Origin of the sequence: Paenibacillus sp. FSL R5-0744, assembly GCF_037972555.1 — a bacterium.
Taxonomy (GTDB): Bacteria; Bacillota; Bacilli; order Paenibacillales; family Paenibacillaceae; genus Paenibacillus_AQ.
In genome coordinates this window covers 1,008,930-1,025,519 of record NZ_CP150228.1, presented here as the reverse complement: position 1 = coordinate 1,025,519, position 16,590 = coordinate 1,008,930, and the positions used below count along the sequence as shown (strand labels likewise).

Here is a 16,590-nt window from a genome sequence, read left to right as displayed (position 1 = left end):
TCCTAATGGATTGGGATAAATTTAAGGTCCATGGCGAACCCCTGATTTACGGGGCTATGGCAAGTATTGTTTTAGCTACAATCGGGATTATCGTCGGCCTAACCTATTTTAAAAAATGGGGATATTTATGGCGCGAATGGTTAACTACCGTTGACCACAAACGTATCGGGGTTATGTATATCCTTGCTGCGCTACTAATGCTTTTCCGCGGCGGCGTTGACGCTATTATGATGAAGCTGCAAACCGCAGCCCCAGACATGAAATTTCTTGACGCACAGCATTACAACGAGGTATTTACAACACACGGCTTGATCATGATCCTCTTTATGGCCATGCCGTTTATTATCGGTCTGATGAACGTTATCGTACCGCTACAAATCGGTGCCAGAGACGTTGCCTTCCCACGTCTTAACGCTGTCAGCTTCTGGCTCTTCTTCTTCGGAGCAATGCTGCTTAACATTTCGTTTGTTATCGGGGGATCACCAGATGCTGGTTGGTCTGCATACTTCCCACTAGCAAGTATAGAGTTCAGCCCAACGGTGGGTAACAACTACTACTCGCTCGCGCTACAAATATCGGGTATCGGTACACTCCTCACAGGCGTTAACTTTATTGTAACGATTCTGAAGATGCGTGCTCCTGGTATGAAGCTGATGAAAATGCCAATGTTTACATGGTCCGTTCTAATCACGAACGTAATTATCGTATTCGCTTTCCCAGTGCTTACGGTTGCGCTCGCTTTGATGATGTTCGACCGGTTATTCGGCTCTCAATTCTTCACGATGGCCAACGGCGGTATGGATATGTTATGGGCCAACCTTTTCTGGGTATGGGGACATCCAGAAGTATATATCGTTGTACTACCCGCCTTCGGTATTTATAGTGAAATTATCGCCACCTTCTCCAAAAAGAACCTGTATGGATATACATCCATGGTCTTTAGTATGTTGATCATCTCCCTCTTGTCCTTCTTAGTATGGGCTCACCATTTCTATACAATGGGTCAAGGCGCTATGGTTAACAGTTTCTTCTCGATTACTACCATGGCCATTGCCGTTCCAACAGGTGTGAAAATATTCAACTGGCTATTCACCTTACGAAAAGGGCGAATATCATTTACGACGCCGATGCTATATTCGCTCGCGTTTATCCCGATCTTTACGATTGGTGGGGTAACAGGTGTCATGCTGGCCATGGCCAGCGCCGATTATCAGTACCATAATACAATGTTCCTGGTAGCGCATTTCCACTACGTTCTCATTCCAGGTGCTGTATTCGCCGTTATCGCAGGTTTCCACTACTGGTTCCCTAAAGTATTCGGCTTCCGTTTGAACGAACGTCTTGGTAAACATGCCTTCTGGTGGATTATTATTTCCTTTAACGTATCGTTCTTCCCACTGTTCCTTCTCGGACTTAAGGGAATGACACGTCGACAATACACTTATTCTGCGGATACCGGATTTGGTCCGCTCAGTATGGTCTCGTTCATAGGGGCGATAGGTCTTACAGTCGGATTTGTAATTCTGGTGTATAACATCTACTGGAGTACACGTTATGAACCAAGAGATACAAATGGAGATCCATGGGATGCACGTACACTGGAGTGGGCAACGAAAAGTCCGATTCCAGCTTACAACTTCGCAGTGGTTCCAACCGTAAAAACACGCGATGCCTACTGGTTCTCTAAACAAGACAACGTACCTCTATACGAAGACAAGATTACTAAGATTCATATGCCTAGCAATTCAGGCAAACCATTTATTCTGGGTGTTATCTTCTTCATTGCAGGATTCTCTCTGGTATTCAGTCTCTGGATTCCAGCCATTCTCTCTGGAGTAGGTATCCTCATCGTTCTAGCTGCTATGTCCTTCGATCGGGATCATGGATTCTACATCCCTGCAGAAGAAGTTATTGCTACTGAAAAGAAATTGCGGGGTGAGACAATATGAAAATAGATGCGTCTAAGCCGCTTGAATACTCAACAGAAGAGAATAGTAATAAAATCTTTGGCTTCTGGGTCTTTCTAGGAGCAGAGATTGCACTGTTCGCTACGTTGTTCACTGTTTACTTTGTAATGGTTGACCGTTTTGCCAGCGGCCCTAGCGGGCCGGACCTTTTTGAAATTGGTCCCGTGATGATCGAAACATTACTGCTGTTGACAAGCTCATTTACGATCGGTCTTGCAGTTCATGCTATGCGGCATGGTTACCAGAAAGCTATGATGGTCTTTTTCGGACTAACCCTACTCATGGGTCTCGGCTTCCTTGGTATTGAAATCATGGAGTTTGTCACTTATGTTCACGAAGGGGCTACACTTCAAACCAGCGGATTCCTATCCAGTCTCTTTGTACTGCTGGGAACACACGGAGCTCACGTATCGTTCGGGTTCCTGTGGGGTGCGGCTATCTTAATCCAGTTGAAGCGTCAAGGTATTACTCCGGCTACGGCCAATAAATCCTTTATCTTCTCGCTGTACTGGCATTTCTTGGACGTTGTCTGGATCTTTATTTTCAGCTTCGTCTATCTGAAAGGACTGATGTAGCATGATGAAGCAACTGTTTCCAATTCGCCATGTGATGGGTTTCTTAGCCTCTCTTGTCCTTTCTGTGGCTGCACTTGCTGTAATCTACCTTGATCTATCTAATAGTGCGAACATGGCTATCCTGCTTATTACAGCGCTCATTCAGGCTTCCCTGCAGCTCTTCCTGTTCATGCATATTGGAGAATCAGCTGATACCAAGAAAGAACTCTACCTCAATATCGCCTATGCCTTATTCGTTGGCTTAGTTACGATCTTTGGTACGCTCTTCATCTTCGTATGGGGCTGGTATGCTTAACTCCATTCAATAACACACAAAAGGACGTCTCCAAAGCCTAAATGGCTCTGGGACGTCCTTTTTTTCATTTCGCGTTATAATTTAAATCGCGCTAAAGTCTTCTGCAGATCTTCCGCCAGCACCGCTAAATACTGAGCTGATGCGGACATTTCCTCCATAGCAGACAGTTGCTGCTGACTAGCTGCACTGGTGTCCTGAACACCCACTGCCCCTTTATTGGATATTGCATTGACCTGTTCCATTGCTGCCACTACACCTTGTGACTCTAAGGAGACATGTGCAACCGCCTCTCTAATCTCTTCCGTCTGCAGCGTAGCTTCTTTAATAGAACTTTGAATCTCATGAAACGCTTGAGATACGAGCTGACTTTGAGCTACGCCGTGAGAGACTAGCTCGGAGCCGAAAGCCATTGATTCTACTGCTCTTTCAGTTTGCTTTTGAATATGCGTAATAATATCCGTTACTTTCAGTGAACTGTTTCGTGTCGCTTCTGCAAGACCCCGAATTTCTCCGGCAACTACAGCAAAGCCGCGTCCATGTTCTCCAGCTCTCGCTGCTTCGATAGAAGCATTAAGCGCCAGCAGGTTCGTCTGTGTTGCAATTCCGTTAATCGTAGTAATAATTGTATTTATATCCTGAGACAGCTGCCCAAGGTTACTAATAATCTCTTGGCTCTGAGTTACGCCGGAGTCGATTTCCTTCATCTGTTCAATGATGTTATCTACAGCGATTACCCCTTGATCTGTTGAACCAGAAGCGACTCCCATAAGGTCGGACATTTCAAAACTGCTACTTTCTACGGCCGAAATATTATTGGTCATAGCTTGTATAGACTGAGAGGTACGATTAATACTTTCCGTCTGTTCATCAAACCCCGCTGCAATCTCTCCAGAAGCTTCGGCGATCATTTGCGAAGCCAGCGAGGTCTGCTCAGCACTAGCGCTCATCTCTTGCGATGAGGCTGATAACAATTCTGCACTCTCCGCAATGCCTTGCATCATCTTCCGTAAGCTCTCCAGCATATTGTTAAATGAGCTATTAATTTGGCCGATTTCATCCTTAGCGGTATATGTTGCTGTGACGGTTAAATCTCCATTTTCCGCCCGCTTCATTAAACCTTGCAGTTCCTTAAGAGGTTTCGTAATCAGTCGAATGATTGCAACACTAAGCACGATACAAATGATCCAAGAGAACGATATCAACACTATACTTTTAGTCTTCATGCTCTTAGCGGTAGCCGTAGACTCTGAATTATGATCTCCAGCTCCCTTTAGCAGCGAATCGCTTATTCCTTTTAGCATATTGATCATTTTCTCACGAGAATTACTAAACTCACCTGTGAATACTTGAAAGGCCTCTTGACTACCTTTGCTATCCGCAACCTGAATAATATTATCTCTTTGTACACGATAGTCTGTTAAGGAGGACTCATATTCCTTTATTTTATTCACTACCGCACTATCATTGTACTGGACGGTCTTCAACTTGTTCAAAAGATTATTATTTTCCTGAACTTTCTCCGTAATGCTCTCTTTCAGTTGTTTGTTCTTGTTTACATCAACGCTCATCAAGCGCTCCAAGAGAAAAGCTTCAATGGCCCGATTGTTTGTACGCATTTGTCCCACGTAAGAAACAGGCAACAAGTTTTCATTATACGTCTCTGTTGTTTTTTGGGCCATTTTGTCCATGGTGATAAAGCCAGTTACCCCCACAATGTTTAACATGACTACAGAAAATACCAATAGAATCCCAATTTTGAATTTCACTTTCATATTCTTCATCTGCACTCCGCCTTCACATGATCTTACTAACTATCTATTTTTATCGGTAAGAAAGGCGAATAGTGTGATGATTTTTAAATAAAATCATGAATAAAATGTCGAAAAAAAGTTTCTATTGTCAAATAATGCAACGAACGAAAACAAAAACGGACACTCGATCCGCTAATACTCCGAATCGTAGTGTCCGCCTAACGAATAATCAATCGTACTTATTCACCCGATGAATAGTACCAATATAATATATCACCGTTCTCTAAAATGTAGCTGTCCGCGCTGATACTTGGATCAGCATCTCTATTCGTCTTATACTTCCATCCACTGCTAGGTCCGCCATCAAATTCGGACAAACCATCTATAGATTTCACGTATTTACTTCCAGCGTTTCCGGATGATACTACCTTATCGCCCAATTGACTAATCAATAAGCTATAAGCCGTTTCACCTTCTTTTAGCGATACTGTTGTACTGTTCAGAATCGTACCCTTCTTGTTATCCCCAACGACTGAAAGGGTAGCCGTAGCTTTAACAGGAGCAATAACATCTGAAGCAATGTTTAGTGACTGAGTATAACGCGCCACACTAGGCACTCTATCTTTAGCATATCCGGTAACAATGATCGTATAGGTATTCGCTGGAAGACCTTGGTCAAATGCAGCTACCCCCTTAGCATTTGTGATCGCCTTCTGATCACCGATCAAGACCTGCACGCCAACGGCTGGAGAAGTCACTGGATCGGAAGTAAAGGTATCCTTATTCCACACCCATTTTTTCTGAGAAACTGTTACTGTGAAAGCTTCACCCGGCTTCGGCTGTGCAGAGGATACAACCGCAGTATCAACAACCTGTGTGGTTTCTCCGGCATAATATACAAGAACACGGTCGGATTCCTGTAATTCAAAAGCGTCCAAACCTACACTTGGATAGATCCATTCACCGCTACGCCATACTACGAAGCTCCACCAGCCATCATAAAGGCCTTGAGTAACTCCATGAATGCCCGATACAAAATTACCATACGACGATTTCGTGATATCTACTTTAAAATCATTGGATAACCCCAATTGCTGCAAAGCTTCAAGTGCATTGGAAGCCTTTAAAGTCCCCTCACCGATCAGTCCTTGCGGACCCTCAACGGTAAGTGAAGCCGTTACATTCTTAGGAATTACCTTTAGATCTTGAGTATATCTAGCTATCGATGGCGCTTTTCCTTCACGATAGCCTGTTACAGTCAGCTTGTAATCACCTGCTGGAACATTCCCTGAGAATAGCGCCTCGCCTTTAGCATTTGTTGTTACGATGCGATTTCCAATTTGGACCTGAACGCCAGATGCTTTGGCAGTTACCGGGGAGGATGTATTCGCTACAGCATCCCATTTCCATGTCTTACTAGTCACTACTACAGTAAAAGAATCGCCCTCTTTAAGGCTTGCTTTGGACACCGTTACCGAATCTACAAGTTTAGTATCATCTCCAGCATAATAAACCAAGACCTGATCTGAATCTTTAAGCGCAAAATCACTCATTCCAACATCAGGGTTGATCCATTGACCGTTACGGGATACGGCATACATCCATCCGTCATAGCCGCCGTAGCTTCCGGCGGGAATGTTTCCAATTCCTGTGACATATGCACCGGAAGGATTCGTGATCGGCAAGTTCGTCTGAAGAGCCAACTTCTCTAGTGCACCAAGTACGTTGCTAGCATATCCATATCCCTGTGCTAAAGTACTCTTAGGACCCTCTACAGTAACAGGTGCATAGATTAAGGCATTCTGAACGGATGACTTAGAAAAATCGTATAACTTACTGTTACTGCCTTTATAGAGTAGATTGTAGGCTACAAGCGCCTGAAGGCCTTGCTCAGTAGCTAGAATATTACTGCTTCCGCCACGGCTATGAGCGAAGCTTCCGTCAGCTAGACGGTAGGTCAGCAGGTTACCGATCAGATTCACTTTATTCTTGGTATATTCTAATCCACTTGGATCTACACCGAAGGATGTGAGACCTAGAATAGCTTGTGCAGCACTCTCAGCACTATCTCCGTAACCTCCATGACTATCCTGAGCATTAGAGAGCCAAGATACGGCTTGTAGCCCTGCTGTGTAAGCTTCTGGATTACGCTTATGTGCCGCTAGAGCGGTCAAAGCTATCGCTGTCATATCTGGCTCACTAGCGCCTGTCGTTAAGGCAAAGCCGCCATCTTGATTTTGCTTGGAGAGAATCTCAGCAATGAGCTTATCCGCTGTCCATTTCGCGTTATATGGAATGTTATATTTACCAGAGTCCAGTGCGAGCAAAGCATATACTGGATTATTAAGTGTCTGTCCACTGATTTTGTCATGATTATAGATCTTCTCTATTAAGTTATAGCCAGGTGTTGTTCCGCTTCCAGCAAAGTTGGTAGGATCAGCACCTACTGCTCTTACTGCGAGTACGATTCTCGCATAATCCGTTACGCTCGCGAAATTCCCCTCTGCATCCTTCACCTTTTTCTCAAGAGCTAGACGGTAACCTGCTGGCAGTTTGTATCCCGCTTGAGCCAGCCCAATCGCTTGCCAATCCGACTGCACGCCACCCTTTAGAATAAATTCTGCAGCTGTATAGGTCGCATCCGCAACATTAATTCGCTCTGCCTGAGCAGCTGCATCGCTAGATTCATCTAGTCCGGTGCTAACACCTGCCTCTGCGAAGATGGTTCCTGCCGGAGCAAGGGATGTTCCTAAAATTGAAATGACCATGAATATGGCCAGTCCAAGCACAAAAAACTTGGAGGAGACTATTTTCTTCATTGTTCAACCTCTTTCTATAAAGGAATGGATACTACATAAAATAAGAGCGCACAACATAAAGACCGCCCCTATAAAGGGCGGTATAACCTTATTTTCATAATCATATCTATTAATACATAGCATGTCTATAGAAAAGCTTTGTATGAGTAACAAAAAAAGAACAGCAGAACCAAACCTTTCGGCATCGTCCTGCTGATCAGAAATTCCTTTATTCAGCTGTTCCTTCCGGACTTGCAGTTGGAGAAGGTTCAGCACTTGCGTTAACACCCAGTGTATCCTTTGGAGCGGGATCTACAATCAATGTAAATCTTCCCGCCTTGATCATACTTTTCTCTACAATGGTCGCTCCCGGTTCTAAGGTAACCTCCACCTGATAGGATGGCTGTACCCCTTCTGTGACAGCTGTCGCGGATGGATCAACTGTGTTATTCTCCGCATCAGATGAAGGCGTTGGAGACGGTGTGGCATCGGCTCCTGCGTTAGCAGCGTCCTCACCTTCAGCCGTTTCAGAAGTAGTGCCTGTGGCATCCGCTGACGGAACTGGACAAGTTCCATGGCTAGCAGCGACTTTAAAGCTCTTATCCACCACATTGGATGAAGTCATCAGACTAATCTCCGTCGGATTAAATTGCACACAATCATCAGCTTTGGCAAACGTGAACACCAATATGCTGCTCCCCTTATCTCCTTCGACGCTCTGATCCTTCAAGTATACTGAAGCCGGAGGCAGCTCATTGCCTGCACTCTGAACGGGTGTCGGCTCAGGGCTTGTCCCCGGCAGAGCCGTCTTTGGATCATCCGGACGCAGCATACTGAATACGATAATTGCGATAATCACCAGAATGCCCGTGATGGAACCGGAGATCAGGAGTCGAAATCGACTGCGGCTGATCCAGCGCGCCAGCGGGGAAGCGAGCTGGGAGCGAGCTTCATTGTACACATTTTGAAGAGCAGGCCGTGCTGTAGCAACATAGCTTTTACGGAACTCACGATTCTTGAAGGCTTCGCGGTCACTGCTCTGGAAATACTTCAGAATCGCCCGGCGGTAGCCCGGATAAAGCTTTTTATTCGATATCGTAAATAAAGAATTTCCTTGAGACCATGCAAAAAATCGATAGATAACATCCTTATCGGTACCGGCTTTATGCTTTACTAATTCCAAGAGTGCGTCATAATCCAGTGGACCACCCTCGCGCTGACTGGTGTAGTAGAAAGCTAGAGGCAGACGTTCAAAAGGCTCTAGCACTCGGGCTTCCTTCAGTAAACGGCGACCGAGCAGCTGTACATCGTCCAGCTCCTTTGGAGATAAGCCTGCAAAAATCTCTTCATTCGGCTTCTCTTCACCAAACCAGCGATAAGCAGCACGGAGTGCATTTTCTTTCTGCTTGCTAATTCTATCTAGTGGCGGCTGCCAATCCACGACATTGCCATAACGTAAGAAAACAACCTCCAGTAAGTCCTCCTGCGTCATTTCAGTGAGGGATAGCCGGTTCAGCAAGAATCTGTCTGCAGATGCTGCCAGATCCTGCATGAGCGAGAGTACTTTAGGAGATACGCCTGTCCCTCTACGTCGATCTTTCTCCGCTTTATCTACAGTGCCATGAATTTCCGCCACCGCAGCAACCGGATCAGTTTCCAGTTGTAGCTTTTCTAGCAAGTAATCCCTTACTGCATCCTGAGCAAAAGGTTGCTCTAACGCAGCCGGCAGAAAACGGCCCCAATGGAGTACAAAATTCAGAATGTCCACAGATTTAGATGCAGCAACTAGTCTTGATTCCATATAAGGCTCTAATAACTGCTTGCGGAAATACGCTTCAGACATTACCCGTTGAAAAAAAGCAGCGCTTAGCTCATCATTACTCTCAATGATACCGTAAGCTGCATTGAGAACATCTTTGCGTCCCGCTTCCACGCTATGAAGCATACCATTAATGAAATAATCAACAATTCTGACTTTGTAATTATGATCCCTCAGCACAAAATAATCCTTAAAGCACTCCATAATTGCAGGATCCGGGACATTCCTTTGCCGGACTAAATCAAATTCTCGGTCGAACCGCTCCAAGAAAATATCATTCAGTCGGATTCTGGAATGAATCGCCCCATCCGCTTTAAGATAAGAGAGCAAACCACTCAGCACCGCGCTCTTGTTCTCTGTATATAAGTGCTCATTCCCCTGCTCAATCTCATAAAATACGGCTAACTCATTATAGAGAGCGAGCGATAGCTTATGCTCAGAACTTTCTCCACGCAGGATCTGATCGGCAAAACTTACGAAATCGTCGAGATCGCCTGGATTCAGAAGTAAAAGCTTCCAAACCAGATCAGCATACGGCTGACGGGACTCGCCAAAATCTACATTCCCCATCCGACCTGAAACCAAATCGAATGTGAAGTCCTTCTCGATGCTGCGATCACCGGGACGGAGCGAGCCTTTTTCCACAAAGCTAAGATGAATATATTTACGGCTTTGCGGTTCATTCGCATACGTAATCACGCCTAATCTACGGCGGAATTCATACGGCAGCACGCTATATAAAATCTCTGTAAGCTCCACCGCACGTGCGGACAGCTCCGTGATAGGTACATTTAGAGCGATATAGATTTTTTTCTTACCTGCCACAGAGAGCATCACCGCTTGCAGCAATGCCTTAAATATCCCTTCATCAATCCCTAGCAAGCGTAATCCCGCTATAGGATCAGGTCGGCGATCCGTACGTATAACTGGAATAGCAGACAGCTCCGGCAAGGTTCCGCCCAGCTCTCCTTCATAACTTTTTGCGAAATCAGCATGCAGAAAGTCCCCGTAGCTCTGAATAATCTCCTCTGAACGTGAGGCCGGAACTACAAAGTTATGTGCAAAAAAGGCGCTCCGCTGGCCCGTAAAATCCGTCGCTTGATAACGACTCGTCCCAAGAACCGTGTCGCCATTCTCTGCATGGAACAGGTGCAGCGCACTAGGATATAGAGTCTCATCCTTCTCCCCACGCGCGGCCAGCTCTGCTGGAGCATCGTAAAGACAGAAGGGATGCAGTGTTTTTTTGATAAAATTATTGTCCAGACTGTCCGATTTCGCTACTGTATCAAAACCTTCAGTGGAACGAAATAATCCGCGGCGTTCGCGGGTATACATTTGTTGGGCGATCTTAGACCCTGAGAAAACATTCACGGGCCGTCGCTCCCCTCAATATACTTCAGCTTATGCAGCAGCCAAATAAACGGCTCGTCTACACGAATCGGGCTTACGACACCCTCAATCTTTTGATTCACAGGATTACTGCCCAACGCAGATACCGCAAAATAGCCCGTATTCGAGAAGTACACATCCATCGTATCTTTAAAAGGTCTGTCCACCTTACCAATAAATCTGCGGATTTCTCCGTCGATGTTATGGAATTCATCCATATTCAATGTTTTGCGATGGACATAGTTATTGAACACATTACTGTTGGACTTAATGTAATCGCCATCCTCATCCTTCAGTGAATGCAGCATATCACTTTTCGCAAGAACGACTGCTGTTGGAATGTCAGTTTTGCTCTTTTCCTGATAGGCAATAAAATCACCGAACATCGTCAGCACAACATCACGCGGCTCGTCATATTGCGAGACCCATTCGCCCGGGCGATCACCGATGTTAATATGAATCTTCTCACGGATCGAACGGATTTGCAGCGGATCGACCATAAACAGAATACCGGCAGAGTTCTTAATATGTTGACCGTGTAGTCCGAGATAATCCTGATCCACCATGCCCTCACCTGCTACATCAAAGAACACAAGTGTCAGCGGCGGCTTTTCTTCATCCTTAAAAACAAATTGAAAGATAAACGGCTCCTGCATTTTCTCCTTCTGTGTGGAAGCTAGCAGATCCCCGCGTTCAAACAGCGGTTCTTCATAGAGCGTACGGAACTTACGGCTAATCTCCGCGTTGAGCGGCATACAAGCGGCATCGAAATGACCTGCTGTCGTATGCTGTAAGGTATGAATCAGCGCGGTCATATATACCGACTTCCCGACTTGGGAAGCTCCGATAATCGAGATAATGTTACTTGGAACCTTACCTGCAGTCACAGGCAGCTCGTTATGGCAGGATGGACATAGCCGTCTGCGTGTAAGCACTCCATAACGATCCGTAAGCCCTGTTAACACATGATCGGTATAATGATGGTATTCTTCCGGAATATCCGCCGGATTAATGATTGCTTCTATGTCATCCACCGTATCGAGCCCAAAGCGCTCACGGTATTTATTCAAGGCATCATCCTCGCCCAGCGCGTAATTCTCATCGTCCTCTCGGCTATGCATAGCCCGAAAGACTACATCCTCCGGAGAGAACTTAGTGAAGCAATACGGACACACAATATCATAAAAAAGCGGCCTTGGCTCCGGCTGATTCTTTTTCATAAAACGGCTAAAAAAAGACATCTACTCATCCTCCCAAAAGTTGTATCTGCGTATCTTGCTATGGACAGGCATTGTCCAACACTCGTTTGTACGCATAGACTGATCTTACTCCGGCACCAGCTCGTAATAAAGCCCATACTTAGGACCGTCGGTGAAAAAGATGCGTACAAAATCATCCTTACCGATCTCAATCGGCGGGAGTACATTGCGTCCAGGGGCGAAATCCTGTACAAAGGGAAAGAGAATACCATCCTCTTTCCCTGCCGGATGTCCTCCCCGTTTCTTAACATAACAGAGGACATCTCGAGCCACTGGAACTTCTGCCGTAATCGCCATATGTACGGTCTTTTGTTTTCCGAATAATCCTCTTTTTTGTTGAACGGAATAATAGATTCTGGCTTTGCCTGCACTGACCACCACACGGTTCGCACCGTCACTTTGCCTCACCAGCAGTGTCTCTCCGTTCTCAGCAAGGCGAGCGTATATGGTATAGGAGACTAGGCCGATCTCATCCAAACGATCACGGTATCCATTGTTAGATTTGTATTCCTCACGAGTGTAGAGCTTCATTCCGACCGGAGGAATATCCCCGGTGCCAATAGAAGCCTCTTCTGCGGAGGTCTTATGGATGTACACCGCCTGCACGCCGTCCGGCCAGCGCCATCTCAGCGTACAGAACCGTTCATCCACTTGAGATGTCACATCCGTTATTACCAGAGCGGAAGCATTATCCTCGGCGTACCTCATTACTGTAAACCCCTTTCAACTACTAGAATCCTTTGCTATTCCGATTTCTCCGTCGATCAGGAAAGCTTTCTGACGGTGGATTAGGAGCTGCATTATTTCTTCTATTACGGTAAATACGTCCTTCACCTACTGGAATGACGCCTGTAAATAATGAGATGATTGCAGCCAATATAAGAACAGCAAGGAGGCGAATTAGGCCGTCAGTGAAATTGTGCCCGCTAAGTCCAAATTCCAGAATAAGCCCTGCGAACAACCCTGAGATAACGCCGCCAATTCCGAAGCTTTTTGCTAAATGACGGTTATCAAACATAATACCAAGACCGAGTCCAAGTGCAGCACCGATTAGCATCAGCGACAAAATACGAACTGCAGCATAGTATGGACTATCTGCCGTAGCATCACTACGCACCGTAAGCAATGTCCGATCTCCCAAACGATCATAGATTTGCTGGAATACATCACCCAAAAGAGCCGTATCTGTCACATCATAATAGTGACCGCCTGTTATTTTCGCAATATCCTGCAGCAACTGGGTACCGGCAGGATCCTGCATCCCCAGACCAATGGTATTTACGGCAATGCCACGATCTATATAGGTCTGTAATTCTCGTGAGGTGTCGAAATTACTCACTCCGTCCGACAGCAAGATGACCATAGCGCCTTGATTTTTTCTGCCGTCACTGTCTATCTCCTTAAGTGCTTCCGAGATCGCACCACTTATGTTCGTGCCACCCTCAGTTGGTTTCAAGTTATCAATGGCAGTCAACACCTTCTCACGATTCTGCGAATCCGAGAGTGGTGTTAACGACTGGACGACTACAGCTTCGTGGTTAAATGTCACCACCGCTACCTGATTGTCTTTGTCCATTCTCGCGATTAACGCCTTAGCGGCTGAATAACGGCTGTTATCAGGATCACTCTGCGCCATACTGCCAGAGTCATCGATAGCCATTACAACATTTTTAACCGGTTTAGCACCGCCAAAATTCAGCTCATAAACGAATTCTGTTAATGCTCCAACTCCAAGTGCAAGGACAATCATCAGAGGCAGGAGCTTCCAGGATAAACCTAGGTAGCGCTGCTTCCACGAGGCTCCGTTCAGCCGTGGCGAGATCATTTCTGCAAGCAGACAACCGATGCCGATACCGAGTGCTACTATGGCAAAATAAATGCCAACGAGCAAGATGGAAGGCAGATCGTTGTACCAGCTTAGCAGCCACTCGCCAAAAAGAAAGGCGACCCCGCCGCCGATCAGACTGAAGAAGAGCAGGAGCAGATTGATTTTTCTCTGCATCGTTATACTTCCTTTCCGGGAGAAACCTGAATTGTACTCTTATGGCCTTAACATTGTTCGGGGGTTATGTAGCCCGATTAACGGGCTGCCCGGATGTGTAATCATCCCCCAGATTGCACTTTGTGCAATAGAATGGAATAAAAGAAACATCTATTTCTATTCTATTGCATAATGTGCATTGGAAATAAGGAGAAATGTCCCTATTCCAGAAATCTACTTAAATCTATTGTATCAAATACAACAGAACTCTAATTAAAGGTTATCTCCGATGAATCTATTGCACAAAATGCAATAAAGAGACTCAAAGTGAGGGTACCCATCTATTACGCCATCAGCGCATCTCGGGAAGCTGCTCTTCACTCACCCCATGAAGCTGATAGCCATTCTGAGCATAGGTTTCATAATAAACCTTACCATTACGGTAATAGAGCAGGTCTTCTAAATGGAAACCACCCATCAGATTTAGCTTCTCCACTCCGCTCCTGCGCTGTTCATGCACAAAGCCTAAGCGATAAATGCGGGTCGTCTCATCCAAACCAAATGCATAGCGCAGGAATTCAGATGCGCTGTCTCCGAAGAAATATTTTTCCTCATGACGATGCTCTTGCGTGTATTCGAACAGACGAACATTGATCGTCGCGCTATCCTCCAGATTATGGTACAGACGCTTGAACAACTCTTCCTTGGATAGAACCTGACGGTTCTCATAAGCAGCCGCAACATTTGCACGCCGCAGCAATTCTTCTTCGAAAGATAGAGCAAACGGATCAGCCGTTAATATTTCCCGCTGACAAATGCCAATCAAACGCTCCGCTACTGCTTCTTTGCCTTGCTCTAAAAGCTTAGAAATGCTACCCATGTACTTGTCACTAAAGAATATTCCTGGCCCACGCCGGGTCTCGATCTCTTTCATTACTTCTTCTGTGACAACTCGATAGTATTCCATCACGTTCTGGCCAGTGGTTTCGTTCGTTCGCCCAATGCTGTCCATCACAGTAATACGTAACTCTTCTTCGAGCGTCTCCATAGCTTTCACACGGGCCACACATTCCACGTGAAGCTGCTCAAGCGCAGATTCCAAACGACTGCACAGCGCAAGCTCACTTTCCATACATAATAGCTCATATTTTTTGCCATATACCGCAGAGAATAAGTAATGAATGAAGTTGCGTACCGTTCGTTTGTCAAAAAGCGGCACACGCTGGAACGGTTGGCGCTCCACACTTTCCGCATAAAGATCCTCAAGCTCATCCTGCGCGGAGACAAGTGCTGAACGCAATCCTGTCATATGCTGACGCAAAGCATGCAGCACACTGCCACCCTCATCACGATCAGCTGTCCAGTCCGCAAGCTGATAGAATGTTACTGCTGGCGTAGCTGTTTCCTGTGCCGTCAATAGGGTGCGCCATCCACGAAGAGGATGAATACCTTCTACTCTCCGGTTAGACTCTGCGACAAAATTATTACGGAAATAAGCTTCGCCCCCATCACCGAACAGCTGCTGTTCAGCTTCACGAAGTGACAACTGCTTCAGCTCATTGTAGGACGGACGTCCATGGCTCATTAGCCCCGTCATTTCACTGAGGCCGTCTTTCTCCGGGACTAGCTGCGCCCTATGCTCCCGCAAACTATCAGGATCCAGCCCTAATAGAGATTGACGCTCGCGCATAGTCCATGGACTACCCTCACGCATATCCGCTGCAAGACGCCGGAAGGCGTGATACAGCACGGCCAAGGCAATTTGGACATTAGGTCTTCTCACGCCAGAAAAGCCTGCGGAGGCGTAGCCTTGTCTTCCTGTGCTACCTCTAATACCGCTTTTGAAGGTCATATTGTTATAACCACCTTGTCCTGTAGCTTGATCAGAAGTCGGGCGGACACGGTTCTTAAGTAGGCTAATATGGGAGATGATCTCATAGTTATCATCCATGCCGTGAGCCGACATCATGCCGCGCTCATTCTTATCGGAGAGCAGATACACAAGGTCAAATAAAGCGGAAGGACCATGACTCACTGGAATCGACAGACCATCCTCGGTTACAAGCAGCGGTGCATTAAACGTATAGTCCGCAGCTTGCATTCTGTCCAATTCACGCAGAAAAGCCAGCCCTACTGAGCTGGAATATCCAAAATTATCCCCTTGCTCCCGCTCATTGATTAAAGCGTAGAGATCCGTCTGTACCGACTTGAAAGACTGGCTGAGTATTGCTCGAGCCAGCAGTGTAATTTCTGGCAACAATACATTAAGCGGGTCATCGACCCGCGTAATGATAGAGAGATGGATCACGTCAAAAGATGAATATAGGCGTCCATAATCCGCTATACTGTTGCTCAGCCGCCGAATAACTTTATTCATTTCAGCAAGATAAAGTGTATCCTCATGAAACTTGCGGTAAAGTTCATGACGCACAGTGCGTGGATCTGACCCTGCCATATCCGGCAAGGCCATGGCCAGCACCCGGTCTTTTCCTCCTGCATCAGAGCCCTTCTTACTTCTGTCTGTGTCCTCACTCTTCGTGCCTGACACAGCATGTAATGCCATAACACCGCCGGCGTTATCCCATTTTCGTTCGCAGCTATCCAGCACCGGACCGATGGCCGGAGCAACCTTGTCGCCTACGAACAGAAACAGGGCAGGGTAATGGATGCTACTGCGTCCATCCCCTTTACTGCGCTGTGCCTCTTCCTGTACCGCATATTGTTCACCATAAGATAATGCCAGTGTTTTGATCATA

Annotated in this window: 10 protein-coding genes; 3 read left to right on the top strand and 7 right to left on the bottom strand. The window is 46.1% G+C overall.

What is annotated here, in order from left to right:
* The first annotated feature begins 5 nt into the window (after positions 1 to 5).
* Genes qoxB through qoxD form a run of 3 tightly spaced genes read left to right on the top strand, consistent with a single transcriptional unit; the run spans position 6 to position 2,837 of the window.
* Positions 6 to 1,949, top strand: a complete 1,944-nt coding sequence (gene qoxB / locus MKY19_RS04510; RefSeq protein ID WP_042185110.1) for a cytochrome aa3 quinol oxidase subunit I — start codon at positions 6 to 8, stop codon at positions 1,947 to 1,949.
* Positions 1,946 to 2,542, top strand: a complete 597-nt coding sequence (qoxC, locus tag MKY19_RS04505; protein ID WP_076283869.1) for a cytochrome aa3 quinol oxidase subunit III — start codon at positions 1,946 to 1,948, stop codon at positions 2,540 to 2,542. The genes qoxB and qoxC overlap by 4 nt, the downstream gene beginning before the upstream one ends.
* Before the next feature lies 1 nt (position 2,543).
* Positions 2,544 to 2,837: a cytochrome aa3 quinol oxidase subunit IV gene (gene qoxD / locus MKY19_RS04500; protein WP_179085737.1), complete on the top strand. Its 294-nt coding sequence runs from the start codon at positions 2,544 to 2,546 to the stop codon at positions 2,835 to 2,837.
* A 74-nt stretch (positions 2,838 to 2,911) separates the two neighbouring features.
* On the opposite strand, the gene MKY19_RS04495 is transcribed toward qoxD, so the two are convergent.
* From MKY19_RS04495 to MKY19_RS04465, 7 genes are all read right to left on the bottom strand, one after another.
* On the bottom strand, positions 2,912 to 4,618 hold the full coding sequence (locus MKY19_RS04495) for a methyl-accepting chemotaxis protein (RefSeq protein ID WP_339800708.1): 1,707 nt from the start codon (positions 4,616 to 4,618) through the stop codon (positions 2,912 to 2,914).
* 209 nt (positions 4,619 to 4,827) lie between these two features.
* Positions 4,828 to 7,407 carry a DUF4430 domain-containing protein gene (locus tag MKY19_RS04490; RefSeq protein WP_339800705.1) on the bottom strand — a complete coding sequence of 860 codons (2,580 nt, stop codon included), beginning with the start codon at positions 7,405 to 7,407 and terminating at the stop codon, positions 4,828 to 4,830.
* A gap of 208 nt (positions 7,408 to 7,615) precedes the next feature.
* Entirely contained in the window at positions 7,616 to 10,576 is a 2,961-nt protein-coding gene (locus tag MKY19_RS04485) for a glycosyltransferase (RefSeq protein ID WP_339800702.1), read from the bottom strand.
* Positions 10,573 to 11,835, bottom strand: coding sequence for a hypothetical protein (locus MKY19_RS04480; RefSeq protein WP_042124368.1), 1,263 nt, complete (start codon positions 11,833 to 11,835; stop codon positions 10,573 to 10,575). Before MKY19_RS04480 ends, MKY19_RS04485 begins: the two co-directional genes overlap by 4 nt.
* Positions 11,836 to 11,919: 84 nt before the next feature.
* A complete protein-coding gene (locus MKY19_RS04475) occupies positions 11,920 to 12,561 on the bottom strand; it encodes a hypothetical protein (protein ID WP_042185104.1) in 642 nt (213 codons plus the stop codon).
* Between the two features lie 22 nt (positions 12,562 to 12,583).
* On the bottom strand, positions 12,584 to 13,855 hold the full coding sequence (locus MKY19_RS04470) for a vWA domain-containing protein (protein WP_339800697.1): 1,272 nt from the start codon (positions 13,853 to 13,855) through the stop codon (positions 12,584 to 12,586).
* A 331-nt stretch (positions 13,856 to 14,186) separates the two neighbouring features.
* Complete coding sequence (locus MKY19_RS04465; RefSeq protein WP_339800694.1) at positions 14,187 to 16,589, bottom strand: transcription initiation factor TFIID; 2,403 nt, start codon at positions 16,587 to 16,589, stop codon at positions 14,187 to 14,189.
* Between the last annotated feature and the right edge of the window lies 1 nt (position 16,590).

Coding starts and splice junctions, on each gene's coding strand:
- qoxB (WP_042185110.1), top strand. CDS start 6: ATGGATTGGGATAAATTTAAGGTCCATGGCGAACCCCTGATTTACGGG.
- MKY19_RS04470 (WP_339800697.1), bottom strand. CDS start 13,855: ATGCAGAGAAAAATCAATCTGCTCCTGCTCTTCTTCAGTCTGATCGGC.
- MKY19_RS04465 (WP_339800694.1), bottom strand. CDS start 16,589: ATGATCAAAACACTGGCATTATCTTATGGTGAACAATATGCGGTACAG.
- MKY19_RS04495 (WP_339800708.1), bottom strand. CDS start 4,618: ATGAAGAATATGAAAGTGAAATTCAAAATTGGGATTCTATTGGTATTT.
- MKY19_RS04475 (WP_042185104.1), bottom strand. CDS start 12,561: ATGAGGTACGCCGAGGATAATGCTTCCGCTCTGGTAATAACGGATGTG.
- qoxD (WP_179085737.1), top strand. CDS start 2,544: ATGATGAAGCAACTGTTTCCAATTCGCCATGTGATGGGTTTCTTAGCC.
- MKY19_RS04480 (WP_042124368.1), bottom strand. CDS start 11,835: ATGTCTTTTTTTAGCCGTTTTATGAAAAAGAATCAGCCGGAGCCAAGG.
- qoxC (WP_076283869.1), top strand. CDS start 1,946: ATGAAAATAGATGCGTCTAAGCCGCTTGAATACTCAACAGAAGAGAAT.
- MKY19_RS04490 (WP_339800705.1), bottom strand. CDS start 7,407: ATGAAGAAAATAGTCTCCTCCAAGTTTTTTGTGCTTGGACTGGCCATA.